The sequence below is a fragment of the Pseudomonas sp. YH-1 genome (assembly GCF_051990045.1).
Lineage (GTDB): Bacteria > Pseudomonadota > Gammaproteobacteria > Pseudomonadales > Pseudomonadaceae > Pseudomonas > Pseudomonas nicosulfuronedens.
In genome coordinates this window covers 1,381,327-1,405,777 of record NZ_CP178184.1, presented here as the reverse complement: position 1 = coordinate 1,405,777, position 24,451 = coordinate 1,381,327, and the positions used below count along the sequence as shown (strand labels likewise).

The 24,451-nt window shown below is 64.7% G+C and carries 21 protein-coding genes; 4 read left to right on the top strand and 17 right to left on the bottom strand.

From position 1 onward, the window contains the following. Positions 1-21 precede the first annotated feature (21 nt). The 4 genes from ACKI1H_RS06460 to ACKI1H_RS06445 are packed head-to-tail and all read right to left on the bottom strand — an operon-like array spanning position 22 to position 3,956. On the bottom strand, positions 22-1,071 hold the full coding sequence (locus ACKI1H_RS06460) for an ABC transporter substrate-binding protein (protein WP_440467942.1): 1,050 nt from the start codon (positions 1,069-1,071) through the stop codon (positions 22-24). Positions 1,072-1,092: 21 nt separating this feature from the next. Beyond that, a complete protein-coding gene (locus tag ACKI1H_RS06455) occupies positions 1,093-1,899 on the bottom strand; it encodes an ABC transporter permease (protein ID WP_017521375.1) in 807 nt (268 codons plus the stop codon). Beyond that, positions 1,899-2,825 carry an ABC transporter permease gene (locus tag ACKI1H_RS06450; RefSeq protein ID WP_088415887.1) on the bottom strand — a complete coding sequence of 309 codons (927 nt, stop codon included), beginning with the start codon at positions 2,823-2,825 and terminating at the stop codon, positions 1,899-1,901. The genes ACKI1H_RS06455 and ACKI1H_RS06450 overlap by 1 nt, the downstream gene beginning before the upstream one ends. Positions 2,826-2,837: 12 nt before the next feature. Beyond that, positions 2,838-3,956 carry an ABC transporter ATP-binding protein gene (locus ACKI1H_RS06445; RefSeq protein WP_440467941.1) on the bottom strand — a complete coding sequence of 373 codons (1,119 nt, stop codon included), beginning with the start codon at positions 3,954-3,956 and terminating at the stop codon, positions 2,838-2,840. A gap of 249 nt (positions 3,957-4,205) precedes the next feature. Here ACKI1H_RS06445 and ACKI1H_RS06440 point away from each other — a divergent pair, with 249 nt between their 5' ends. Further along, on the top strand, positions 4,206-5,126 hold the full coding sequence (locus tag ACKI1H_RS06440) for a LysR substrate-binding domain-containing protein (protein WP_440467940.1): 921 nt from the start codon (positions 4,206-4,208) through the stop codon (positions 5,124-5,126). Between the two features lie 145 nt (positions 5,127-5,271). On the opposite strand, the gene ACKI1H_RS06435 is transcribed toward ACKI1H_RS06440, so the two are convergent. The 4 genes from ACKI1H_RS06435 to trxA all read right to left on the bottom strand — a co-directional run bounded on the left by ACKI1H_RS06435 (position 5,272) and on the right by trxA (position 9,705). Next, entirely contained in the window at positions 5,272-6,240 is a 969-nt protein-coding gene (locus tag ACKI1H_RS06435) for a CDP-6-deoxy-delta-3,4-glucoseen reductase (RefSeq protein WP_440467939.1), read from the bottom strand. Positions 6,241-6,306: 66 nt separating this feature from the next. Next, positions 6,307-7,773, bottom strand: coding sequence for a 4-hydroxy-3-polyprenylbenzoate decarboxylase (ubiD, locus tag ACKI1H_RS06430; protein ID WP_440467938.1), 1,467 nt, complete (start codon positions 7,771-7,773; stop codon positions 6,307-6,309). Positions 7,774-7,878: 105 nt separating this feature from the next. After that, complete coding sequence (gene rho, locus ACKI1H_RS06425) at positions 7,879-9,141, bottom strand: transcription termination factor Rho (protein ID WP_015475046.1); 1,263 nt, start codon at positions 9,139-9,141, stop codon at positions 7,879-7,881. 237 nt (positions 9,142-9,378) lie between these two features. Continuing rightward, a complete protein-coding gene (trxA, locus tag ACKI1H_RS06420) occupies positions 9,379-9,705 on the bottom strand; it encodes a thioredoxin TrxA (RefSeq protein ID WP_015475045.1) in 327 nt (108 codons plus the stop codon). Between the two features lie 190 nt (positions 9,706-9,895). Between trxA and ppx the strand changes: the two genes are divergently transcribed. Further along, the gene (ppx, locus tag ACKI1H_RS06415) at positions 9,896-11,398 is read left to right on the top strand and encodes an exopolyphosphatase (RefSeq protein ID WP_138519778.1); all 1,503 of its coding nucleotides are present in this window, start codon (positions 9,896-9,898) and stop codon (positions 11,396-11,398) included. Between the two features lie 161 nt (positions 11,399-11,559). On the opposite strand, the gene ppk1 is transcribed toward ppx, so the two are convergent. Next, positions 11,560-13,764: a polyphosphate kinase 1 gene (gene ppk1 / locus ACKI1H_RS06410; protein ID WP_138519779.1), complete on the bottom strand. Its 2,205-nt coding sequence runs from the start codon at positions 13,762-13,764 to the stop codon at positions 11,560-11,562. A gap of 20 nt (positions 13,765-13,784) precedes the next feature. Beyond that, on the bottom strand, positions 13,785-14,798 hold the full coding sequence (gene hemB / locus ACKI1H_RS06405; protein WP_017521366.1) for a porphobilinogen synthase: 1,014 nt from the start codon (positions 14,796-14,798) through the stop codon (positions 13,785-13,787). Between the two features lie 233 nt (positions 14,799-15,031). On the opposite strand from hemB, the gene ACKI1H_RS06400 reads away from it, so the two are divergent. Further along, positions 15,032-15,592, top strand: a complete 561-nt coding sequence (locus ACKI1H_RS06400; RefSeq protein WP_440468830.1) for a DedA family protein — start codon at positions 15,032-15,034, stop codon at positions 15,590-15,592. On the opposite strand, the gene ACKI1H_RS06395 is transcribed toward ACKI1H_RS06400, so the two are convergent. Further along, entirely contained in the window at positions 15,593-16,831 is a 1,239-nt protein-coding gene (locus ACKI1H_RS06395; protein ID WP_440467937.1) for a sterol desaturase family protein, read from the bottom strand. It abuts the gene before it with no gap. A gap of 127 nt (positions 16,832-16,958) precedes the next feature. Between ACKI1H_RS06395 and elbB the strand changes: the two genes are divergently transcribed. Then, entirely contained in the window at positions 16,959-17,609 is a 651-nt protein-coding gene (elbB, locus tag ACKI1H_RS06390) for an isoprenoid biosynthesis glyoxalase ElbB (RefSeq protein ID WP_138519782.1), read from the top strand. Positions 17,610-17,708: 99 nt separating this feature from the next. Here the strand turns inward: elbB and ACKI1H_RS06385 are convergent, their stop codons facing one another. The 6 genes from ACKI1H_RS06385 to ACKI1H_RS06360 all read right to left on the bottom strand — a co-directional run bounded on the left by ACKI1H_RS06385 (position 17,709) and on the right by ACKI1H_RS06360 (position 24,439). After that, on the bottom strand, positions 17,709-18,179 hold the full coding sequence (locus tag ACKI1H_RS06385; RefSeq protein WP_081519504.1) for a YaiI/YqxD family protein: 471 nt from the start codon (positions 18,177-18,179) through the stop codon (positions 17,709-17,711). 74 nt (positions 18,180-18,253) lie between these two features. Then, entirely contained in the window at positions 18,254-20,155 is a 1,902-nt protein-coding gene (locus tag ACKI1H_RS06380) for a cytochrome c/FTR1 family iron permease (protein WP_138519783.1), read from the bottom strand. Between the two features lie 139 nt (positions 20,156-20,294). Continuing rightward, positions 20,295-20,924: a LysE family transporter gene (locus ACKI1H_RS06375; RefSeq protein WP_440467936.1), complete on the bottom strand. Its 630-nt coding sequence runs from the start codon at positions 20,922-20,924 to the stop codon at positions 20,295-20,297. 240 nt (positions 20,925-21,164) lie between these two features. Then, a complete protein-coding gene (locus tag ACKI1H_RS06370) occupies positions 21,165-21,923 on the bottom strand; it encodes a TerC family protein (RefSeq protein ID WP_138519785.1) in 759 nt (252 codons plus the stop codon). Positions 21,924-21,950: 27 nt separating this feature from the next. Next, on the bottom strand, positions 21,951-22,517 hold the full coding sequence (locus ACKI1H_RS06365; RefSeq protein ID WP_138519786.1) for a mechanosensitive ion channel family protein: 567 nt from the start codon (positions 22,515-22,517) through the stop codon (positions 21,951-21,953). Further along, positions 22,517-24,439, bottom strand: a complete 1,923-nt coding sequence (locus tag ACKI1H_RS06360; RefSeq protein WP_440467935.1) for an ATP-binding cassette domain-containing protein — start codon at positions 24,437-24,439, stop codon at positions 22,517-22,519. Before ACKI1H_RS06360 ends, ACKI1H_RS06365 begins: the two co-directional genes overlap by 1 nt. Positions 24,440-24,451: the final 12 nt, after the last annotated feature.

Here is a 24,451-nt window from a genome sequence, read left to right as displayed (position 1 = left end):
TGTGGCTTTCCCGGTCGGGGATCAGCGCATCAGGTTGGTCCAGATACGGTCGGCCAGGCGGATCGCGCCTTCGCCGCAGGTCTTGCTGAACACCACCTTGGTGCCCTCGGGGATGTGCAGTTCCGGCGCATCCTTGAGGCTGGCATCGAGGAAGGGTTCCACACCCTTGATCGGGCTCTGGTGCTTGAGGAAGTTCTGGGTCATCGCCGAGTTCTCCGGCTGGCTGAGGAAGGCGATGAACTTCTTCGCGCTCTCCGGGTGCTTGGCGCCGGCCGGGATCACCAGGTTGTCCACCCAGGCCATCACGCCCTCTTTCGGGTAGAGGTACTTCAGGCTGGACTTCATCTCACGCGCACGCATCGACGAGCCGCCCCAGAACATCGACATGTCGACTTCGCCCGAGGCCAGGTTCTCGCGGATCGAGCCGGCCTTGGAGCTGTAGGTCTTCACGAAGGGTTTCTGGTTCTTCAGCAGGGTCAACACCTGTTGCATCTGCTTGGGGTCCTCGCTGCACAGCGGAATGCCCAGGTAGAGGCTGGCGGTGTCGATCACCTCGCTGGCCGAGTCGAACATGTTGATCTTGCCCTGCAGCTCCTTGGGCGGAGTGAACAGCACCGAGTAGCTGTCAGCCGGGCCGCTGTACTTGGCGCTGTCCAGCACCACGCTGGTGGTGCCCCAGATGAAGGGCACGGCGTAGGCGCCTTCTGGGTCCCAGGCGGGCTTCTTCAGGTTGTCTTCGACATTGGCGTAGTACGGTTGGCTGGCCGGGTCGAAGCGCTCCAGCAGCTTTTCCTGGATCAGGATCGGTACGAAGGCGTGGGAGGGAATCGCCACGTCGTAGCCGGCGCCGCCCTGTTTGAGCTTGGCCAGCAGGGTTTCGTTGGAATCGTAGGAATCCACGGTCACCTTGATGCCGCTTTCCTTCTCGAACTTCTCCAGGATCTGCGGGGTGAAGTAACCACTCCAGCTCACCACGTTCAGTTGCTCGGCGGCTTGCGCGCCGCTCATGTAAACAGAAGCAGCCATGCCCAGCGTCAGCGAGGCCCCTACAGCAGCGATCAGTTTGCTCATCTTCTACTCCGGTATGTGGGCTCAGGCCTTCTTCTTGCCGAGCAGGAACGACAGGGTTACGAACAGCACGGAAACGCCGAGGATCAGGGTCGACACCGCGTTCACATCGGGCGTCACGCCCATGCGCAGCAGGCCGAAGATGAAGATCGGCAAGGTGGTGGTGCCGGCCTGGGAGACCATCATCGAGATCACGAAGTTATCCAGCGAGACGATGAAGGCCAGCATCAGCCCGGAGAAGATCCCCGGCATCAGCAGCGGCAGGGTAACCTTGCGGAAAGTCCGCCAGGGCCCGGCGTAGAGGTCGGCGGCGGCCTGTTCCAGGGACAGGTCCATGTCGTTGAGGCGGGCACGGATCGGCAGATAGGCGAACGGGATGCAGAACACCGTGTGGGCGATGATCAGGTTGCCGTAGCCCAGCGACAGGCCGAGGGTGGAGAACAGCGCCAGGGTGGCGACGCCGACCACGATCTCCGGCAGCACCAGCGGCAGCATGATCGCCCCCATGGACAGGCGCAGGCCCTTGAACTTGGCCCCGCGCGAGGTGCCCAGCGCAGCCAGGGTGGCGATCGCCGTGGCAATCACGCTGGCGCAGACGGCGATCAGCAGGCTGTTGCCGGCGGCCTGGCGCAGTGCCTGGTTGGCGAAGGCGGCGCGGTACCAGTCGAGGCTGAAGCCGGTCCACACGGTGGCGGACTGGTTGGCGTTGAACGACAGCACCACCAGCACCACGATGGGCGCGTAGAGGTACAGGTAGAACAGGAAGCTCAGGACGCCGAAGCCACGGAAATCCTGTACGCCCAGACGGCGTTTAGTCAGCAGCGAGAGCATCACTCACCTCCCCGGGCGATGCGCAGGCGTTCGGCGCGCATCGCGTAGAACATCAGCACCAGCATCACCGCGCCCATCAGCACCAGCGACAGCGCCGCACCAAAGGGCCAGTTCCGCGAGTCGCTGAACTGCCGGAAGATCAGGTTGCCGAGCATCATCTTGGTGCCGCCGCCGAGCAGCTCGGGGGCGATCATCGCGCCCAGGCACGGCACGAAGGTGAGGATCGCGCCGGCCAGGATGCCCGGACGGGCGATCGGCAGGACGACCTTGCGCAGGGTGCGGATACGCCCGGCGTAGAGGTCCTGGGCCGCTTCGAGCAGGCGCATGTCCATCTTCTCGAGGGTGGCGTAGATCGGCAGCACGACGAAGGGCGCATAGGTGTAGACCAGGCCCAGCAGCACCGCGCCGTCGGTATAGAGCAGGTTCAGCGGCTGGTTGATCACGCCCAGGCTCATCAGCGTGCCGTTGACCACGCCGGTGCCGCGCAGCAGCAGGATCCAGGCGTAGGTGCGGATCAGCAGATTGGCCCAGAACGGCACGGTGATCAGGAAGATCAGCAGGCCGCGGCGGTGCGCCGGCTGCATCGCCAGCCACACCGCCACCGGGAAGCCCACCAGCAAGGTGATGACGGTGGTCGCCGCGGCGATGCCGATGGAGCGCAGGGCGATCACCATGTACGAGTCGGCGAAGGCCAGGCTGTCGTCGAGCTGGCGCTCGAACAGCAGCGAGACGTAGGCGTCGACGCTGAAGTGCGGGTTCACCCCGCCGTAGGGGTTGGCCTGCATCAGCGAGTAACCGACCACGATGAAGATCGGCACGATCAGGAACAGCCCGATGGAGACCAGTGCGGGGGATACGCCGAGGAAGCTGCGCAGCGCCTGGCGCCGCTCCAGCGCATTGCCGGAGGTTGTGGATAACCGGTTCATGTTCACCTCCGCTCAGTCCACCAGGACGCTGGCGCTGCCTTTTTCGAACAGCAGCCCGGCGCGTTGCCCGGCGACCAGGCGGCCACGCTGGCCAGCGCTGTTCGGCGCACGCACGGTCAGCTTGCTGCCGTCCTGAAGCTCGACCTGATACTGCAGGTCGGTGCCCAGGTAGATCTGCTGGACGACGCTGCAGGGGGTGGCGGACGGCGTGTCCTCGGCCACCAGTTGCAGGCGCTCCGGACGGATCGACAGGGTGACCTCGGCGCCGACCTTCAGGCCTTCGCGGCTGCCGGCCTCGATCAGTTGGTCGCCGGCAATCCGGTAGTACGCGCGCTCGCCGTCGAAGTTCTCGACGCGAGCCGGGAGGAAGTTGGTCTCGCCGATGAAATCGGCGACGAAGCGGTTGCGCGGGTGTTCGTAGATGTCGTCCGGACGGCCGACCTGCTGCACCTCGCCCTCGGAGAGCACGGCGATGCGGTCGGACATGGTCAGGGCTTCTTCCTGGTCATGGGTGACGAAGATGAAGGTGATGCCGGTCTTGGACTGGATCGCCTTGAGCTCTTCGCGCATGGCCTGGCGCAGCTTGAGATCGAGCGCGGACAGTGGCTCGTCGAGCAGCAGCACCTTGGGATGTGGCGCCAACGCGCGGGCCAGGGCGACGCGCTGCTGCTGGCCGCCGGAGAGCTGGGTCGGCTTGCGCTGGGCGAAGCGCTCCATCTGCACCAGGGCGAGCATCTCGCGGACGCGCTCGGCGACCTGCGCCTTGCTCATGCGCTGGCCCATCGGGTGGGATTCCAGGCCGAAGGCGAGGTTCTCGGCGATGGTCATGTGCGGGAACAACGCGTAGTGCTGGAACACCGTGTTGACCGGGCGCTCGAACGGCGGGCGGTCGGCGATGTTCTCGCCGTAGAGCTGGATTTCCCCGGAGGTGGGGAACTCGAAGCCGGCGATCATCCGCAGCAGAGTGGTCTTGCCGCAGCCCGAGGGGCCGAGCAGGGTGAAGAATTCGTTGTCGCGGATGTCCAGGTCGACACATTTGAGCGCGACGGGACCGCTGGCCGGGTCGCCGTAGACCTTGCGCACGGAGCGGATAGAGACCGCCGCCGTCTGCAGGCTGTGCAGGGCATTCATGGTGAAACCTCCGCATCCTTCCCGTCCGCCGCACGCTGGCGGCCGGGGGATCTTGTAGTTGTTCTGGCAGGGCTGGAGTAAACGCTGGATGCAGCGCTGGCCGTGGGTTCGGCTCGATATTGTGGTGATGCTGCTGGAGCCGATATTCAAAGAAAGGTGGTTGAGCGAAAAGCTCAATTTTCTTACATTCGCTGTTAAATAAATTAATAGCTGAGCTGATACCCGGGCTCGCCACCGAGACTTGCGTCCATGTCCATCCAGCGTCTTCCGCCGCTCAATGCCGTTCGCGCCTTCGAGGCCGCCGCCCGGCTGGGCAGCTATGTCGCCGCCTCGAAAGACCTGCATGTGACGCAGCCGGCCATCGGCCGTCACGTGAAGCTGCTGGAGGACTGGCTGGGCGTGCAGCTGTTCGAGCGCACACCGCGCGGGGTAAGCCTGACGCCGGCCGGGCAGCGCTATTACGCGAAGATATCCACAGCCCTGCAGCAGATCGCCGACGCCGGCCATGAACTGGCCCCCGGCGGCACCGCGCGCTGGCTGAAGATCCTGGTGGTGCCGGCCTTCGCCAAGCGCTGGCTGATGCCGCGCCTGGAAACCCTGCGCCAGCAGCGCCCCGGCCTGAAGGTGGCAGTGGAACCCAACCCGACTTTCACCGAAGTAGACGGCAAAAGCGCCGATCTTGGGATAGTCTACGGGCTTCCCGGCGTCTATCCGCAGTGTCACAGCACGCTGGTGCGGCCGGCGGTTTTCCCGGTGTGCTCACCCTCCTACCTCGAACAGCATGGCCCGCTGACCAGCGTGCACGAGCTGGCGCAGCACAAGCTGATCCACGTCGATGACGGCGAATGGTGGAACCTCTGGCTGTCCACCATCGGGCTGGACCTGCGGGTGAACTCCGACGTGCTCTATGTCAGCAACGACCACGCGCTGTCCATGGCCGAGGCCGGCCACGGCATCGCCCTGGCCAACCTGGTGCTGGTCAAGCACCAGCTCGCCGCCGGCACGCTGGTGCGACCACTGCCCGAGGAAGTACCGCTGGAGAGCTACCAACTGCTGCTGCCCACCGGCGCGGTGAGCGCCGACGTGGCCTGGTTCGAGGACTGGATTCGTGCGGCGCTGCAGGAGGAGTTTTCTCTCAGCACGGACCGCGTGGCCGATTCGGCTGAATGATCGGCCAAACACTCCGGCCGCACTCTATAGCGCCGGGGTAAACCGGTAGGAGCGAGCTTGCTCGCGAACCCGCCCAGCTTCGGTATACCTGGCCACTCCAGTTCGCGAGCAAGCTCGCTCCTACAGAAAGCAGCCTCCCTCCGAATCAGCCCCGCGGCGCGTAGGCGAAGACGTCGGCGCGCATCTGATGCGGGTCCATCCCCGCCGCCACCAGCGCATCCAACGTGCCATAGACCATCGCCGGCGAACCGCTGGCGTAAACCCGCAGACCAGACAGCTCGGCGAAGTCCTCGCACACCGCTTCGTGCAACAGGCCGCAGCGCCCCTGCCAACCGCACAGGTCGCTGACGATCTTGTGCAAATGCAGATTGGGCACGCTTTCCCACTGCTCCCAGTGTGGCAGCTCGTAGAAATCTTCCGGGCGCCGCACACCCCAGTACAGGTGGACCGGGTGGGCGAAGCCGCTGGCACGACAGAACTCGATCAGGCTGTGCATCTGCGCCATGCCGGTACCCGCGGCGATCAGCACCAGCGGGCCGTCCGGCAGGTCGGCCAGGTGCGCGTCGCCGAAAGGCATCTGCACGCGGGCGAAGCGGTCGCGTTGCAACTGGGTCAGCAGGTCGATGGCGCTGTTCTCGCGGGCCAGGATGTGCAGTTCCAGGTCTCGCCCTTCCTGCGGCGCGGAGGCCAGGGAAAAGGCCGCCGGATCGCTGCCCTCACGCTCGATCAACACGTACTGCCCAGCGTGGTAGCGCGGCGGCTTGCCGGCCGGAGCACGCAGGCGCACGCGCCAGACATCACCACCGACCGGCTCGCAGAAGGTCAGTTGGCAGGACAGCTTGCGCACCGGCAGCTCGCCAGGAGCCAGCACACCGTCCCAATGCAGCACGCAGTCTTCCAGCGGCTCGGCCAGGCAGGTGAAGAGCTCACCGTGGTCGCGCACCTCGCCCTCCTGGCGCACACGGCCTTCCACCAGCAGCGCCGCGCAGATATGGCAGTTGCCGTTGCGACAGCTTTGCGGGCAGTCGTAGCCCAGGCGCCGGGCACCGTCGAGGATACGTTCTCCGGGTTTCAGCTCAAGCTGGGCGCCGGAGGGTTGCAAGGTCACTTTCAAGCGATGTTCTCGTTCTTCTGTTTTTCCGAACCGGGCGCTGCCCGGTCCGGCTGGGCACCACAGGTATCAATCGATACCCAGGCTCGCCCAGATTTCGTCGACGCGGCGAGTCACCGCCGGGTCCTTCTCGATCACCCGGCCCCATTCGCGGCTGGTCTCACCCGGCCACTTGTGGGTGGCGTCCAGGCCCATCTTCGAGCCCAGGCCGGAGATCGGCGAAGCGAAGTCCAGGTAGTCGATCGGGGTGTTGTCGATCATCACCGTATCGCGCTTGGGGTCCATGCGCGTGGTGATGGCCCAGATCACATCGTTCCAGTCGCGGGCGTTGATGTCGTTGTCGGTGACGATAACGAACTTGGTGTACATGAACTGTCGCAGGAACGACCAGACACCCAGCATCACGCGCTTGGCATGGCCGGGGTACTGCTTCTTCATGGTCACCACCGCCATGCGGTAGGAACAGCCCTCGGGCGGCAGATAGAAGTCGGTGATCTCGGGGAACTGCTTCTGCAGGATCGGCACGAAGACTTCGTTCAGCGCCACGCCGAGGATCGCCGGCTCATCCGGCGGACGGCCGGTGTAGGTACTGTGGTAGATCGGTTTCTGCCGCCGGGTGATGCGCTCGACGGTGAACACCGGGAAGCGGTCCACCTCGTTGTAGTAGCCGGTGTGGTCGCCGTACGGGCCTTCATCGGCCATCTCGCCGGGATGGATCACCCCTTCGAGGACGATCTCGGCGCTGGCCGGCACCTGCAGGTCACTGCCGATGCACTTGACCAGCTCGGTCTTGTGCCCGCGCAGCAGGCCGGCGAAGGCGTATTCGGAAAGGTTGTCCGGCACCGGGGTCACCGCGCCGAGGATGGTCGCCGGGTCCGCACCCAGGGCCACAGCCACCGGATAAGGCTGGCCGGGATGCTTCTGGCACCATTCGCGGAAGTCCAGCGCGCCGCCACGGTGGCTGAGCCAGCGCATGATGACCTTGTTGCGGCCGATCACCTGCTGGCGGTAGATGCCCAGGTTCTGCCGTTCCTTGTTCGGCCCGCGGGTGACCGTCAGGCCCCAGGTGATCAGCGGCGCGACGTCGCCGGGCCAGCAAGTCTGCACTGGCAGCTTCGACAGGTCGACAGCGTCGCCCTCCTCGATCACTTCCTGGCACGGCGCGTCCTTCAGGACCTTGGGCGCCATGTTGATGACCTTCTTGAAGATCGGCAGCTTGGACCAGGCGTCCTTCAGCCCCTTGGGCGGCTCGGGTTCCTTGAGGAAGGCCAGCAGCTTGCCGATCTCGCGCAGCTCGGAGACGTCCTCGGCGCCCATGCCCAGGGCGACGCGCTCGGGTGTTCCGAACAGGTTGCCGAGCACGGGCATGTCGAAGCCGGTGGGCTTTTCGAACAGCAGGGCCGGGCCCTTGGCGCGCAGGGTGCGGTCGCACACCTCGGTCATTTCCAGCACCGGGGATACCGGCGCCTGGATGCGCTTGAGCTGTCCGCGCTGCTCCAGGGCAGCGATGAACTCGCGCAGGTCGCGATACTGCATGAGGGTCTCGATGGCGGCAGGATGATGCGACAGTCTACCGCCTATCAGCGCCAGGCAGAAACACGAAGGCCGGGTTTCCCCGGCCTCGTTGGTCTCGCAGAGCGCTTACTTGCTGCGCTTCATCGAGTCGAAGAACTCGTCGTTGGTCTTGGTCTGGCGCAGCTTGTCCAGCAGGAATTCGACCGCGGCGATCTCGTCCATCGGGTGCAGGATCTTGCGCAGGATCCACATGCGCTGCAGCTCTTCCTCACCGGTGAGCAGCTCTTCGCGGCGGGTGCCCGAGCGGTTGATGTTGATCGCCGGGAACACGCGTTTTTCCGAGATGCGACGGTCGAGGATCAGTTCCGAGTTACCGGTACCCTTGAATTCCTCGTAGATCACTTCGTCCATCTTCGAGCCGGTTTCGATCAGCGCGGTGGCGAGGATGGTCAGCGAACCGCCTTCCTCGATGTTGCGCGCCGCACCGAAGAAGCGCTTGGGCTTTTCCAGGGCGTGGGCGTCGACACCACCGGTGAGCACCTTGCCGGAGCTGGGGATCACGGTGTTGTAGGCACGGGCCAGGCGGGTGATGGAGTCGAGCAGGATGATCACGTCCTTCTTGTGCTCGACCAGGCGCTTGGCCTTCTCGATCACCATCTCGGCGACCTGCACGTGGCGGGTCGGCGGTTCGTCGAAGGTGGAGGCAACCACTTCGCCGCGCACGGTGCGCTGCATCTCGGTCACTTCTTCCGGGCGCTCGTCGATCAGCAGGACGATCAGGTGGCACTCGGGGTTATTACGGGTGATGTTCGAGGCGATGTTCTGCAGCATGATGGTCTTGCCCGCTTTCGGCGGGGCGACGATCAGGCCGCGCTGGCCCTTGCCGATCGGCGAGCAGAGGTCGATCACACGGCCGGTGAGGTCCTCGGTGGAGCCGTTGCCGGCCTCCATGGTCAGGCGCTTGGTCGGAAACAGCGGCGTCAGGTTCTCGAAGAGAATCTTGTTCTTCGCGTTCTCCGGACGATCGAAGTTGATCGAGTCGACTTTCAGCAGAGCGAAGTAACGCTCGCCTTCCTTCGGCGGCCGAATCTTGCCGATGATGGTATCGCCCGTGCGCAGGTTGAAGCGACGGATCTGGCTGGGCGAGACATAGATGTCGTCCGGGCCGGCCAGGTACGAGGAATCGGCGGAGCGCAGGAAGCCGAAGCCATCCTGGAGAATCTCCAGCACGCCGTCACCGGAGATTTCCTCGCCGCTTTTCGCGTGCTTTTTCAGCAGTGCGAAGATGATGTCCTGCTTGCGCGAACGGGCCATGTTTTCCAGGCCCATGGCATCGGACATTTCCAGCAATTCGGCAATCGGCTTTTGCTTGAGTTCGGTCAGATTCATAGAAGGGACGTAAATACGCTGAAAGGGGAAAAGGGAACAAGCGTGATGCTTGAAGAGCCGCGCCGTAGATGACGGACAGGATCGCTTGGAATTCGAATAGGAAGTGCGTCGGCGACGGCTTGCAGGGGACAACGAAATAATCGTTGTGCGCCCGAATTTAACACCCGAGTTTCGGAGCGTCTAGGGGCAATAACGAAAAACCCCGCGCATTGGCGGGGGTTTTCAGGACTTCTCGACTTAGATGTTGCTGTCGAGGAAGGCAGCCAGCTGCGACTTGGACAGTGCGCCGACCTTGGTCGCTTCGACGTTGCCGCCCTTGAACAGCATCAGGGTCGGAATGCCACGCACGCCGTACTTCGGCGGGGTGTCCTGGTTCTCGTCGATGTTCAGCTTGCAGACTTTCAGCTTGCCCTGATAGTCCTTGGCGATCTCGTCGAGTACCGGGGCAATCATCTTGCACGGGCCGCACCATTCGGCCCAGTAGTCGACCAGCACGGGACCGTCGGACTTCAGTACGTCCTGCTCGAAGCTGGCATCGGTAACATTGACGATATGTTCGCTCATGTATTCTCTCCGTCAATCGGATGCGAAAAAGTGTCCGCCATCATATCCCGCCTCGGCCCACACCGAAAGGCGCAGCCGATTGAGTGTATCTATCGCTGCCGCGGTGACTTCTGATCGGTGACAACCCCTTCATTGGCACTACCTGCCTAAAATGGCAGGATGTCTCCCGTATTTATCCGGACCCGCCCCTATGCCCCATACCCCTGCCAAGACCTTTCCGATGATCGCGGCCATTGACCTTGGCTCGAACAGTTTCCACATGGTTTTGGCGAAGGCCGATCACGGCGAGATCCGCATCCTCGAGCGATTGGGCGAGAAGGTCCAGCTGGCCGCGGGCATCGGCGAAGACCGCATGCTCACCGAGGAAGCGATGCAGCGCGGCTACGACTGCCTGAAGCAGTTCGCCCAGTTCATCAACGGCATGCCGCCGGGCTCGGTTCGCGTCGTAGGCACCAACGCTCTGCGCGAGGCTCGCAACCGTGCCGAATTCATCCGCGTCGCCGACCAGATCCTGGGCCACCCGGTGGAAGTCATCTCCGGCCGTGAAGAAGCACGCCTGATCTACCTCGGCGTGTCCCACACCCTGCCCGACAACCCCGGCAAGCGCCTGGTGGTCGACATCGGCGGCGGCAGCACCGAGTTCATCATCGGCCAGCAGTTCGAATCGCAACTGCGCGAGAGCCTGCAGATGGGCTGCGTGAGCTTCACCCAACGCTACTTCAAGGACGGCAAGATCACCCCGGCGCGCTACGCGCAGGCCTATACCTCGGCCCGTCTGGAGCTGATGAGCATCGAGAACAGCCTGCGTCGCCTGGGCTGGGACGAAGCCGTCGGCGCCTCCGGGACCATCCGCGCGATCTGCCTGGCGATCCAGGCCGGCGGCCACGGCAACGGCGAGATCAACCCGGACGGCCTGGCCTGGCTCAAGCGCAAGATGTTCAAGCTGGGCGAGGTCGAGAAGCTCGACATCGACGGCATCAAACCCGACCGCCGACCGATCTTCCCGGCCGGCATGGCGATCCTCGAGGCGCTGTTCGACGCCCTCGAGCTGACGCGCATGACCCACTCCGAAGGCGCCCTGCGCGAAGGCGTGCTCTACGATCTGCTGGGCCGTCACCACCACGAGGACGTCCGTGAACGCACCATCGGCGCCCTGATGGAGCGCTACCACGTCGATCCGGAACAGGCCGCGCGGGTCGAGGCCAAGGCGCTGGAATCGCTGGATCAGGTCGCCAAGGCCTGGGACCTCAACGACGAAGGCCACCGCGAGCTGCTGATGTGGGCCGCCCGCGTGCACGAGCTGGGCCTGGACATCGCCCACTACCACTACCACAAGCACGGCGCCTACCTGCTGGAGCACTCGGACCTGGCGGGCTTCTCACGCCTGGACCAGCTGACCCTGGCGCTGCTGGTGCGCGGCCACCGCCGCAACATCCCGGTGGACAAGTTCAACGAGCTGGGCGATGAAGGCGACAAGCTGATCCGCCTGTGCATCGTGCTGCGCTTCGCCATCCTCTTCCACCACATCCGTGGCACCCAGGAAATGCCGGCCGTGGCGCTGAAGGCCTCCGGCAAGTCGCTGGACGTGCGCTTCCCGGACGGCTGGCTGGCGGCCAACCCGCTGACCCAGGCGGACTTCGAGCAGGAAGCCGAATGGCTCAAGCGCGTGGGCTATTCGCTCAGCGTGAGCTGATCGCTACCACGAAAGACAAAGGCCCCGGCGCGCAAACGCCGGGGCTTTTTTATTTCCGATGATTCGCGGTCATCACGCGGCAGCCGCTCCTACGAAAAAACCCAGGCACCGCGCATGAAAAAGCCCCGCCGCAAGCGGCAGGGCTTTCGATACACACCGGATCAGCGACCGCTGATCACCGGCGTGCACAGGCGCTCCAGCAGGGTCGCCTGGGCGTTGCGGGCGTTCTGGTTGCCGCTGGGGCTCTGGCGCACGTAGCTGCCGTCGGACTGCAGCACCCAGGCCTGGGTATTGTCGGTCAGGTAGGACTCCAGCTCCTTCTTCACGCGCAGCACGAGCTTCTTGCCTTCCACCGGGAAGCAGGTCTCCACGCGCATGTCGAGGTTGCGTTCCATCCAGTCGGCGCTGGAGAGATAGAGCTTCTCCTCGCCGCCGTTGAGGAAGTAGTAGATCCGGCTGTGCTCCAGGAAGCGGCCGATGATCGAGCGCACCTGGATATTGTGCGATACACCCGGCACGCCCGGACGCAGGCAGCACATGCCGCGCACCACCAGGTCGATCTTCACGCCCGCCTGGCTGGCCTTGTACAGCGCGCGGATGACCTTGGCGTCGGTCAGCGAGTTGACCTTGGCCATGATGTGCGCCGGCTTGCCTTCGGCCGCCTGGGCGGCCTCGCGGTTGATCATCTCCAGCAGGTTCTTCTTCAGGGTGAAGGGCGCGTGAAGGAGCTTCTTCATGCGCAGGGTCTTGCCCATGCCGATCAGCTGGTTGAACAGCTTGTGCAGGTCCTCGCAGAGCGCCACGTCGGCGGTCAGCAGGCTGTAGTCGGTGTACAGACGGGCGTTGCCGGCGTGGTAGTTGCCGGTGCCCAGGTGCGCGTAACGGCGCAGCTCACCGTCCTCGCGACGCAGGATCAACATCATCTTGGCGTGGGTCTTGAAGCCAACCACGCCGTAGATCACCACGGCGCCGGCCTGCTGCAGGCGGCTGGCCAACTGGAGGTTGGACTCTTCGTCGAAGCGCGCCCGCAACTCGATCACCACGGTGACTTCCTTGCCATTTCGCGCGGCTTCCACCAGCGCGTCGACGATCTCGGAGTTGGCGCCGGAGCGATACAGCGTCTGCTTGATCGCCAGCACGCTGGGGTCCTTGGCCGCCTGGCGCAGCAGGTCGACCACCGGGGTGAAGGACTCGAACGGGTGCATCAGCAGCACATCGAGCTTGCCCAGGACGTTGAACAGGTTTTCCTTCTTCTGCAGCAGTTTGGGGATCGCCGGGGTGAACGGCGGCGACTGCAGCTCAGGATGGCTGGCGAGACCGGTGACGCTGAACAGGCGGGTCAGGTTGACCGGGCCGCTGACGCGATACAGCTCGGTTTCGGACAGGCCGAACTGCTTGAGCAGGTAGTTGGACAGGGGCACCGGGCAGGTGTCCACCACCTCCAGGCGCACCGCGTCTCCGTAGCGACGCGAGAACAGCTCGCCGCGCAGCGCGCGGGCCAGGTCCTCGACGTCCTCGGCATCCACCGAGAGGTCGGCATTACGGGTCAGGCGGAACTGGTAGCAGCCCTTCACCTTCATGCCGTGGAACAGGTCGTCGGCGTGGGCGTGGATCATCGACGACAGGAACACGTAGTTGTCGCCGGGACCGGCGACTTCTTCCGGCAGGCGGATGATCCGCGGCAGCGAACGCGGCGCGGGGATGATCGCCAGGCCGGAGTCACGGCCGAAGGCGTCCAGGCCCTCGAGCTCGACCATGAAGTTCAGGCTCTTGTTCACCAGCAGCGGGAACGGGTGGGTCGGGTCGAGGCCGATCGGGGTGACGATGGGCGCGATCTCGTCACGGAAGAAGCGACGGACCCAGGCCTTGATCTTTGGCGTCCAGTAACGGCGGCGGATGAAGCGGATATCGTGCTTGGCCAGCTCCGGCAACAGGATGTCGTTGAGGATGCTGTACTGGCGAGCGACCTGCTCGTGCACCTGTTCGCTGATGCGCGCCAGCGCCTGGTGCGGCAACAGGCCGTCGGCGCCGGCCTGCTCGCGGGCAAAGGTGATCTGCTTCTTCAGGCCAGCGACACGGATCTCGAAGAACTCGTCGAGGTTGCTGGAGAAGATCAGCAGGAACTTCAAGCGCTCCAGCAGCGGGTAGGACTCATCCAGCGCCTGCTCCAGCACGCGGATGTTGAACTGCAGCTGCGAGAGCTCGCGATGAATGTAGAGGGCACTGTCGTCCACGTTGATCGCCGGCACCGCCGGCTCGACGGGGGGTGGCGTCGCCTCGGCGACCTCTTCCACCACGACTTCGGTGATTTCAGCGGTGGTGTCAGCTTCGATAACTTCGGTTTCGCTAATGCCTTCGGTATTCATCGCTCGTCTCATCGACGGGGTCAGCCCCCGCTTTTCAATTGTTGTGCTGCGCGCTTGGCGAAGTAGGTCAGGATGCCATCTGCGCCAGCGCGTTTGAAGGCCAGCAGCGATTCCAGGATCACCGCCTCGCTGAGCCAGCCGTTGTTGATCGCGGCCATGTGCATCGCGTACTCGCCACTGACCTGGTAGACAAAGGTCGGCGCGCGGAATTCGTCCTTGGCCCGGCGAACGATGTCGAGATAGGGCATGCCCGGCTTGACCATGATCATGTCGGCGCCTTCGGCGAGGTCAGCGTAGATCTCGTGCAGCGCTTCGTCGCTGTTGGCCGGGTCCATCTGGTAGGTGGCCTTGTTGCCCTTGCCCAGGTTGGCGGCGGAGCCGACGGCATCGCGGAACGGGCCGTAGTAGGCGCTGGCGTACTTGGCCGAGTAGGCCATGATGCGGGTGTTGATGTGACCGGTGGACTCCAGGGCCTCGCGGATCGCGCCGATACGGCCGTCCATCATGTCCGAGGGAGCCACGACCTGGGCGCCGGCTTCGGCGTGGGAAAGCGCCTGTTTGACCAGCACATCAACGGAAATATCGTTCAGGACGTAGCCGTCTTCGTCGAGGATGCCGTCCTGGCCGTGGCTGGTGAACGGGTCCAGCGCCACGTCGGTGATGATGCCCAGTTCCGGGAAGCGCTCGCGCAGGGCGCGGGTGGCGCGCTGGGCAATGCCATCGGGGTTGAAGGCTTCGGCGCCATCGAGGGATTTCTTCTCCAGCGGCGTCACCGGGAACAGCGCCAGGGCCGGAATGCCCAGCTCCACCAGCTCTTCGGCTTCCTTGAGCAGCAGGTCGATGGACATGCGCTCCACACCCGGCATCGAGGGTACCGCTTCACGCTGGTTCTTGCCGTCGAGGACGAACACCGGAAGGATCAGGTCGTTGGTGGTCAGGACGTTTTCGCGCACCAGACGGCGGGAAAATTCGTCACGACGGTTGCGACGCAGACGAGTGAAGGGGAAGGCACGATCGGCGGGAATGAAGCTCACGGCGTACTCCAGGGCCTGATACAGCAGGCACAGTCTGACAGTTATAGCCCTGAATTATGACCGATTGGTAACAACCGGTAACAGTGACCCTTGGTCGCGGCATCCTGCCGCAGCGGCATGCCGCCGCTCTGCACCGGCACGGACTTGTTCCAGGTCAGTTGTGCAGACTGGGGTGCCTTCCCTGCGGGCGACAACCGAGTTAGGCTTCGCGTTCATTTCGCTGCGTTGCCTCGATAATGCTCCAACAATTCCTGCAGGATTTCGGCTACTTCGCGCTGTTTCTCGGCACGTTCTTCGAGGGTGAGACCATTCTGGTCCTGGCCGGCTTCCTGGCATTCCGCGGCTACATGCAGCTGGAATACGTCATCGCGGTGGCTTTCTTCGGCAGTTACGCGGGCGACCAGCTCTGGTATTTCCTCGGCCGTCGCCACGGTCGCAAGCTGCTCGCGCGCAAACCGCGCTGGCAAAAAATGGGCGACAAGGCGCTGGAGCACGTTCGCAAGCATCCCGACCTGTGGGTGCTGAGCTTCCGTTTCGTCTACGGCCTGCGCACCGTGATGCCGGTGGCAATCGGCCTGTCCGGCTACCCGCCGGCACGCTACCTGCTGCTCAACGGCATCGGCGCCATCGTCTGGGCTTCCGTGCTGGGCAGCGCGGCCTTCTACTTCGGCAGCGTGCTCGAAGGCGTGCTGGGCAACATCAAGAAGTACGAACTCATGGTCCTCGGCGGCCTGGTGGTGATCGGCCTGCTGTTCTGGCTGCGCCGCCGCTTCAAGGCCAGCAAGACCGACTGATCAGGCTGCCTGCGGCAAGCGTTCCGCGCGGCACAGGCCCAGCAGACCGATCAGGCTGAGCAGCGAGTAGACCGCCAGCGCCCAGGGCGCCCACTGCGACAACTCGATCCCTCCCCACAGCGCCAACGCCGCCACTGCCGGAATGTTCAGCACCAATCGCAGCACTTCCAGGCGCAACGCCCAGCTACGGTTCTCCAGCCAGCAACCGATGGCATAGAGACCGAAAGCCATCCAGCTCCAGCCGATCACCAGCGGCAGTACCTGCCAGTGCTCCCCGACGCCCAGCAACCAGGTGCCAACCACTACATAGGTGGCGAACTGAAGCCCGGCGTACCACTGCCGGCCGCGCGTCAGCGGCACGTCGAATTTGCGGAAGGCTGCCAGGTCCGGCTTGGCCATGGGGTAACGCTGGGCAACATCCTCGGGGCGCCAGCCGGTGCGCATGAACCAGATGCGCAGCTTGTCCCAGGTACTGCTGGCGTGGCGCGCGTCATTCCACAGGTGCGCGTAGACCTGCAGGTTGGCCCACAGCGGATTCCAGCTGGCCAGCGGCACGGTCACGCCGAACACCACCGGCTCCTCGTCCAGCTCCTCCTGGAAGGTGCCGAACAGACGGTCCCAAATAATGAACACGCCGCCATAGTTGCGATCCATGTAGATAGGATTCTGCGCGTGGTGCACGCGGTGGTTGGACGGGGTGATGAAGATCCACTCGAACCAGCCCAGCTTGGGAATGTGCCGGGTATGTACCCAGAACTGGTAGAGCAGGTTCAGCGCGCCGACGGTGAGGAATACCAGCGGCGGAACCCCGGCGATCGCCATGGGCAGGTAGAAGATCCAGCCGAAGATGAAGCCGGTGCTGGTCTGCCGCAGTGCGGTGGAGAGGTTGTAGTCCTCACTCTGGTGGTGCACCGAGTGCGCGGCCCAGAGCACGTTGCGCTCGTGGCCCAGGCGGTGGTTCCAGTAGTAGCAGAAGTCGTAGAAGACGAAGGCGAATACCCAGACCCAGAGGCTCTGCGTGGACATCTCGAAGAGCGCCAGGTGCTGCCAGGCGATGGCATAGGTGAGCACCGCCAGGCCTTTGGTCAGCAGGCCGCTGGTGGTGGAGAGCACACCGGCGCTGAGGCTGTTCAGCGCATCGCTCAGGCGGTAGGTACGCAGGCCGCGCCAGCGGTCGGCGAGCAGTTCGATCGCAATCAGGAGGAAAAAGAAGGGTACGGCGAAGAGGATGTAGTTCATGGCGCGACCGAATCGTTATGCTTATGAGGAAGGATCCTAGTCCCTTGCCCGACGCCGGCCACGGCCGTCGGCGACAGCCCGGGCGGCATATCGCGACAGCCCCGGCCCCCTCGTACAGGAGCAGTTCATGAAGAAAGTTGCCGTTATCCTCTCCGGCTGTGGCGTCTACGACGGCGCGGAAATCCACGAAAGCGTGATCACCCTGTTGCGCCTGTCCCAGCGTGGTGCCCAGGTACAGTGCTTCGCGCCGAATATCGAGCAACACCATGTACTGAATCACCTGACCGGCGAGGAAATGGCGGAAAAGCGCAACGTGCTGGTGGAGTCCGCACGCATCGCCCGCGGCGAAGTGAAAGACGTGCGCGAAGCCAAGGTCGAGGACTTCGACGCCCTGATCGTGCCCGGCGGCTTCGGCGCGGCCAAGAACCTCAGTGACTTCGCCTTCAAGGGCGATCAGTGCGAGGTGCAGCCGGACGTACTGGCCCTGGCCAAGGCCTTCGCCGCGGCGAAGAAGCCGGTCGGCCTGATCTGCATCGCCCCGGCCATGGCCGCGCGCATCTATGGCGAAGGTGTGGAATGCACCATCGGCACTGACGAAGGCACCGCCAAGGCGCTGACCAACATGGGCGCCAAGCACATCGATTGCGCCGTGGAAGACATCGTCGAGGACAAGGACCGCAAGCTGGTCACCACTCCGGCCTACATGCTCGCACAGTCCATCGCCGAGGCCGCCAGCGGCATCAACAAGGCGGTCGACCGGGTGCTGGAGCTGGCCTGAAGCTCTTCAGTCGAGACATCCGCGAGCCGCTGCAACGCCGATGTAGCCCACCGGAATAAAAACGCCCGGCATTGCCGGGCGTTTTCGTTTCAGGCCGGATCAGCCCTTGCGGCTCTCCGCCTCACGCAGCAGGCGCGTCAGCAACCGGTCCAGGCCGTTGGCGAAGGCCTGGCGGTCCTTGTCGCCGTAGGGCGCCTGCCCTCCACCCACCTGGCCCTGCTCGCGCAGGTCGGTGAACAGGTTGCGCACGGCCAGGCGCTCACCCATGTTCTTCTCGTCGAACTCGCGACCACGCGGGTCCAGCGCATCGACGCCCTTCTTCACGAGCCGGTCGGCCAGCGGCACGTCGCTACAGATCACCAGGTCACCGGGCTCGGCCTGCTCCACCAGGTAATCGTCGGCAGCGTCCATTCCGCTGGGCACCACGATCAGGCTGACACAGGCGAACGGCGGCTTGGCCACGGGCTGGCCAGCAACCATCACCACCTCCAGCTTGCGCTTCAAGGCGAACTTCGCCACCAGCTCCTTGGCCGCACGCGGGCAGGCGTCGGCGTCGATCCAGATACGCATCGGGGGAAAACCTTCCTTCGAAAAGCACGACGGCCAGTATCGCACTGGCCGTCGTATGTCGCTTGGCTATCGCCTCAGGACGAGGCGATCTCGGCGGCCTTGCGGCGCTCGGAGAAGTAGCTGCGCCCATAGAGCACAGCCACCGCCACCAGCGCCACCGCCTGGGCCGACAACGAGTAGGCGTCGGCCTTGATGCCGAGCCAGTCGAAGTCGAAGAACGGTACCGGGCGGGTGCCGATCACCCCGGCTTCCTGCAGGGCGACCACGCCATGGCCAGCGAAGACCACCGACAGGGCACAGAGCAGTGCGGCGTTGACGGTGAAGAACAGCTTCAGCGGCAGTTTCGCCGAGCCACGCAGGATCACGAAGGCGATACCGATCAGGATCACCACCGCAGTGCCCGCACCGGCGATCACCGCGTTGTGACCGGCCGGGCCAGCCTGCAGCCAGAGGGTCTCGTAGAACAGGATGACCTCGAACAGCTCGCGGTAGACCGAGAAGAACGCCAGCACCGCGAAGCCGAAGCGACCACCGCCGCCCACCAGGCTGCTGCGGATGTAGTCCTGCCAGGCGGCGGCATGGCGACGGTCGTGCATCCACACGCCGAGCCAGAGCACCATCACGCAGGCGAACAGCGAGGTGAAGCCTTCCATCAGCTCACGCTGGGCGCCGCCGATGTCGATGACGTAGGCCGCAACCGCCCAGGTGGCGAAACCGGCGACGAAGGCCAGGCCCCAGCCGACATGGACGCCACGCACGGCCTTCTCCTGCCCGGTGTTGCGCAGGAAGGCGAGGATCGCGGCGAGCACCAGGATCGCTTCCACGCCTTCGCGCAGGAGGATCAGCAGGGCCGAGACGAAGCTGATGGAGAAGCTCAGCGAGTCACCGCTCAGGGCTTTGGCGGCGTCCGCCAGCTTGGCCTTGGCCAGTTCCAGCTGCTGCGCCACTTCGGCTTCCGGCAGACCATCACGCAGTGCCTGACGGTAGGCCATCAGTTGCTTCTCGGTGGCCTTGCGCAGGTCGGCGTCGACGTTGTCCAGCGAGCTTTCCACCAGCTCGAAGCCTTCCAGGTAGGCCGCCACGGACAGGTCGTAGGCCTGGTCGTGGTCACCGGAACGGTACACGGCGAAGCTCTTGTCCAGCGTCGCGGAGGTGTAGTCGATCTGTTGCGCCGGGCCACGGTGCTCCAGCGGCGGATGAGCCCGCAGCGCACGGAAGCTCTCGGCTGCGGCTTCGCCGTCATGTTCGGCGACATCCGCCGGAGTCTGGGTCGACAGGGTTGCCAGCGGGTAGGCGTGGGCCGGATCGGGCTTGGCCTGACCGGCGCTGAGGCTGGCCACATAGGAAGCCAGGTCCCAGCGCTGGCGCTCGTCGAGCTGATCGGCGAAGGCCGGCATGTCGGTGCCGGCAACGCCCAGGCCGATGACGTTGCGCAGGTCATACAGGCTCAGCTGGTCCAGACGCGCGCGGTCGGTCAGGTTGGCCGGCGGCGGCTCCAGGCCGATGCCCGCCGGGCCGTCGCCCTTGCCGGCATCGCCATGGCAGATCGAGCACTGCTGGGCGTAGACCTCGGCGCCACGGGCCGGATCCGGGGTGATCGCGGGGGTCTGCACCACCTGGTAGATATCGGCGACGCGCGCCTCCAGGTGACGGGCCTGCTGGGCCACTTGCTTGCCCGGCTGACGCTGCTCAATGGCCTGCTTGAGGCCGGCAGCGTCCTTCTCCAGGTCAGCTCGTTCGGGGCGTGCCGGCAGGGTCAGGATCAGCGAATGGAGATTGCCGACGAATTCCAGCTGCTCCTTGTACTCGCTGTCGTTGATCACCTTGCCGTCGGCGACGGTGGCGGGATAGTCAGCGGCGAGATAACTGAGCAGGTGCAAGGCTTGAGCAGGGTCGACAGCCGTGTCGGCGTGAGCTCCAAGGCTGAAAAGGCCGACCAGCGGCAACAGCCAGACGAATAGTTTGGAGGGGCGCATACGGAAAGTTAAATGAGAATGAAAGAGGTTAAATTGTCACCTCAGGTTTCCGTCTATGCAAGGAGAACGTCCCGCGCAATTGCGCCCGGAGTGACCGCAAGGCCACCCCGACCCTCCGACAAAAAGCCCGCAAACTCCCTCAGACCGGGGCGCGGCGGACCGTGGCGAGCAGCGCGGCGGCGCCCACGAACAAGGTGGCGAAGGTTCGATTCATGATCCGTTGCTGGCGCTGCGAGCGCAGCGCGCGCAGCACACGTGCGGCCAGACCGGTGTAGCCGGCCATGACGATCAGGTCCACGGTAATCATGGTGGCGCCCATGATCACGTACTGGATCGCCATGGGCTGGTGCGGGTCGACGAACTGCGGCAGCACCGCGAGCATGAAGATGACCGCCTTGGGGTTGCTGGCATTGACCAGGAAGCCGCGCAGCACCAGGGTCAGCGGCCGGCCGATGGGACGCTCGCCGCTGGCTGCTATGACCTGCGGAGCAGCAGTCCACTGGCGGTACGCGAGATAGACCAGGTAGACCACGCCGAACCATTTGATCGCGCTGAACGCTACGGCGGACGTCGACAGCAGTGCGCCGACGCCGGCGGCGACGATGGCGATCTGCAGCGCCAGGCCGATCTGCAGGCCCAGGGCATTCCAGTAGCCGCGCCAGAAGCCGTATTGCAGCCCACAGGACATCGAGGCGATGGCCCCGGCGCCGGGCGACAGGCTGATCACCCAGCAGGCGATGAAGAAGGCGAACCAGGTACTGGCGAGCATGGCGGACCTCATGGCGCCCAGGCAGGCGCAATAAATTGTTACGGAGGCTCAGTGTGCCTCAGTCAGGCTGCGCCGCCCAGCATTGCCGACGAAGGTCGGGGGAGCCCTGTAGGAGCGAGCTTGCTCGCGAACCGCCATAACTCCGGAGTCGCCGGGAAACTCTGTTCGCGAGCAAGCTCACTCCCACGAAAAACAAAAAGCCCGGCACTGGGCCGGGCTTTCTATATCACGACAGAGCGATCAGCTCGGAATGTCCTTGCGCAGCTTCACCGGCTCCTCGCCGCGCTTGCGTGCCAGGGCGCCGCGCAGGCGGATGTTGATTGCCTCCACCGCCAGCGAGAAGGCCATGGCGAAGTACACGTAGCCCTTGGGCACGTGGATCTCGAAAGCCTCGGCGATCAGCACGGTGCCGACCACGATGAGGAAGGACAGCGCCAGCATCTTCAGCGACGGGTGCTTCTCGATGAAGGCACTGATGGTGCCGGCCGAGAGCATCATCACGCCGACCGAGATGACGATGGCCGCGACCATCACCGGCACATGCTGCACCAGCCCCACGGCGGTGATTACCGAGTCCAGGGAGAAGACGATGTCGATGATCGCGATCTGGATGATGATGCCCATGAAGCCACGGGACTTGCCGCCGCTCTGCTCGCCTTCCTCGGCGCCTTCCAGGCTGTGGAAGATTTCCATGGTGCTCTTGAACAGCAGGAACAGGCCGCCGAAGAACAGGATCAGGTCGCGTCCGGAGATGCCGTGGTCGAACACGGTGAACAGGTCGGCGGTCAGGCGCATCACCCAGGTGATCGACAGCAGCAGAAGGATCCGCGTGCCCATGGCCAGGGCCAGGCCAAAGAAGCGCGCCTTGGGTTGCTGGGCGGGTGGCAGGCGACCGACCAGGATCGAGATGAAGATGATGTTGTCGATGCCCAGTACGATTTCCAGGGCAGTCAGGGTCAGAAAGGCAACCCAGATCTCAGGGCTAGTAAGCCATTCCATAGTGGGGGAGTCCGTCAGGGCTAGGGGTCAGGGAGTGGTGGTGGGGAAGTTCGGCCCGCGCCAACGGCGAATGGCCTTCTGGAAGAACAGGTTGTTCGGTACCTGCAGCAATGCGCCCGGCGCGCCGTCCTCGCCCGATTCCTCCAGGGTGGTGTACAGCAGGTTGATCGCCACGACCCGGCCTTTCACACCGGGCTTGTCCGCAGATTCGATGACTTCCACGCGGTCGCCCAGGCGGAACGGGCCCATGGTGAAGATCATCAGCGCGCAGAACAGGTTGGACAGCACGCTCCAGATCGCGAAGAAGGCCACGGCGGCCACGGCGGCGAAGCCGGTCAGCGCAGCCCACAGCACATCGGCGGAGACACCCAGGCGCTCCAGCACCAGCATCACTGCCGAGCCCATGATCAACCAGCGCAGGCCACCTCGCAGCGGCAGCAACAGCTCCGGCGGCATCGGGTAGCGCTCGCCAAGGCGGCTGACAGCGCGCGTCACCACGCGCTGCACCAGCCACGCGAGCAGCAGGACGAGAATGATCTGCCCGCCACGCAGCAGCGGTTCACTCCACGCCACCAGCAGATTCACGTCGTCCATCACTCGCTGGCCTCGAGCTGGCGCTGCAGCTCTTCGAGGGTTTCCAGTGCCATCAACCAGGACTCTTCCAGCTCGCTTTCACGCCCTTTCAGGGTCGCCTGGCGGGCCAGCAGGTCACGCAGCTCGTCCTTTCGCGAGGCCTCGTATAGCGCGCTGTCGCCCAGGCGCTGCTCCAGCTCGGCGAGCTGTTCGTGAACTTTGCCCAGTTCCTTCTCCAGCTTGTCCGCCTCGCGCTTGTGCGGGGCGAGCTGCTGGCGCAAGGCGGCGGCGGCCTGGCGCTGGGCGCGCTTGTCGGTCTTGTCGCCAGCGGGAACGGCGGGCGAAGACGGCGTCTGGCGCGCGCGGAAATCCACCAGCCAGCGGGCGTAGTCGTCGAGGTCGCCTTCGAACTCCTGGATGCGCCCGTCGGCGACCAGCAGGAACTCATCGGTGGTGCTCTTGAGCAGGTGACGGTCGTGCGACACCACCACCACGGCGCCGGAGAACTCCTGCAGCGCCAGGGTCAGCGCCAGGCGCATTTCCAGGTCGAGGTGGTTGGTCGGTTCGTCGAGCAGCAGCAGGTTGGGCTTCTGCCAGGCGATCAGCGCCAGGGCCAGGCGTGCCTTCTCACCACCGGAGAAATTCAGCACCGGTTCGTCACAGCGCTCGCCACGGAAGTCGAAGCCGCCGAGGAAGTCGCGCAGGGTCTGCTCGCGCTCGGCCGGAGCGATACGCGCCAGGTGCAGCAACGGGCTGGCCTTGGGGTCCAGCGAGTCGAGCTGATGCTGGGCGAAGTAGCCGATGGCGAGGTTCTCGCCACGGGCAAGCTCGCCGGACAGTAGCGACAGGTCGCCGGAGAGGGTCTTGATCAGTGTCGACTTGCCTGCGCCGTTGGGGCCGAGCAGGCCGATGCGCGCACCGGGCACCAGCTGCAGCTTGACCTTCTCCAGCACGGTCTTGTCGCCACTCTTGTCGACGTAGCCCAGACGGGCTTCGGAGAGGTTCAAGAGTGGGCTGGAAATCTTGTCGGACTCGCGGAAGACGAAGTCGAACGGCGAGTCGACGTGGGCCGGCGCCAGTTCTTCCAGGCGTTCCAGCGCCTTGATCCGGCTCTGCGCCTGCCGGGCCTTGGTAGCCTGGGCGCGGAAGCGGGCGATGTACTTTTCCATGTGGGCGCGTTGCGCCTGCTGCTTCTCGTACGCCTGTTGCTGCTGGGCCAGGCGTTCGGCGCGGGTACGCTCGAAGGCCGAGTAGCCGCCGCGGTACAGCGTCAGCTTGCGCTGTTCGAGGTGCGCGATGTTGTCCACTACCGCGTCGAGGAAATCGCGGTCGTGGGAAATCAGCAGCAGCGTGCCCGGGTAACCCTTGAGCCACTCTTCCAGCCAGAGGATGGCATCAAGGTCCAAGTGGTTGGTCGGTTCGTCGAGCAGCAGCAGTTCGGACGGGCACATCAGCGCCTGCGCCAGGTTCAGGCGCATCCGCCAGCCACCGGAGAAGTCGCCGACGCGGCGGTCCATCTGCTCGGGTGTGAAGCCCAGTCCGGCCAGCAGCTTGCGCGCGCGAGCATCGGCGGAGTATCCGTCGGCGCTGTCCAGCTCGCTGTGCAGGCGCGCCAGGGCGGTGCCGTCATGGGCGTCTTCCGCCGCAGCGAGGTCCGCCTGGATCCTGCGCAGGTGCACGTCGCCGTCGAGCACGTAGTCGACGGCGAGGCGGTCGAGAGTATCGACCTCCTGGCGCATGTGCGCGATGCGCCAGTCTGCGGGCAGGTAGCAGTCACCGGCATCCTGGCCGAGTTGGCCGCGCAGCAAGGCGAACAGGCTCGACTTGCCGGCGCCGTTGGCGCCGATCAGGCCGACTTTCTGTCCGGCGTGCAGGGTGAGTTCGGCACCTTCCAGCAAGCGCTGGGGGCCACGCTGTAGCGTAAGATTTTGTAGTCGAATCATGGCGGCGGAGTT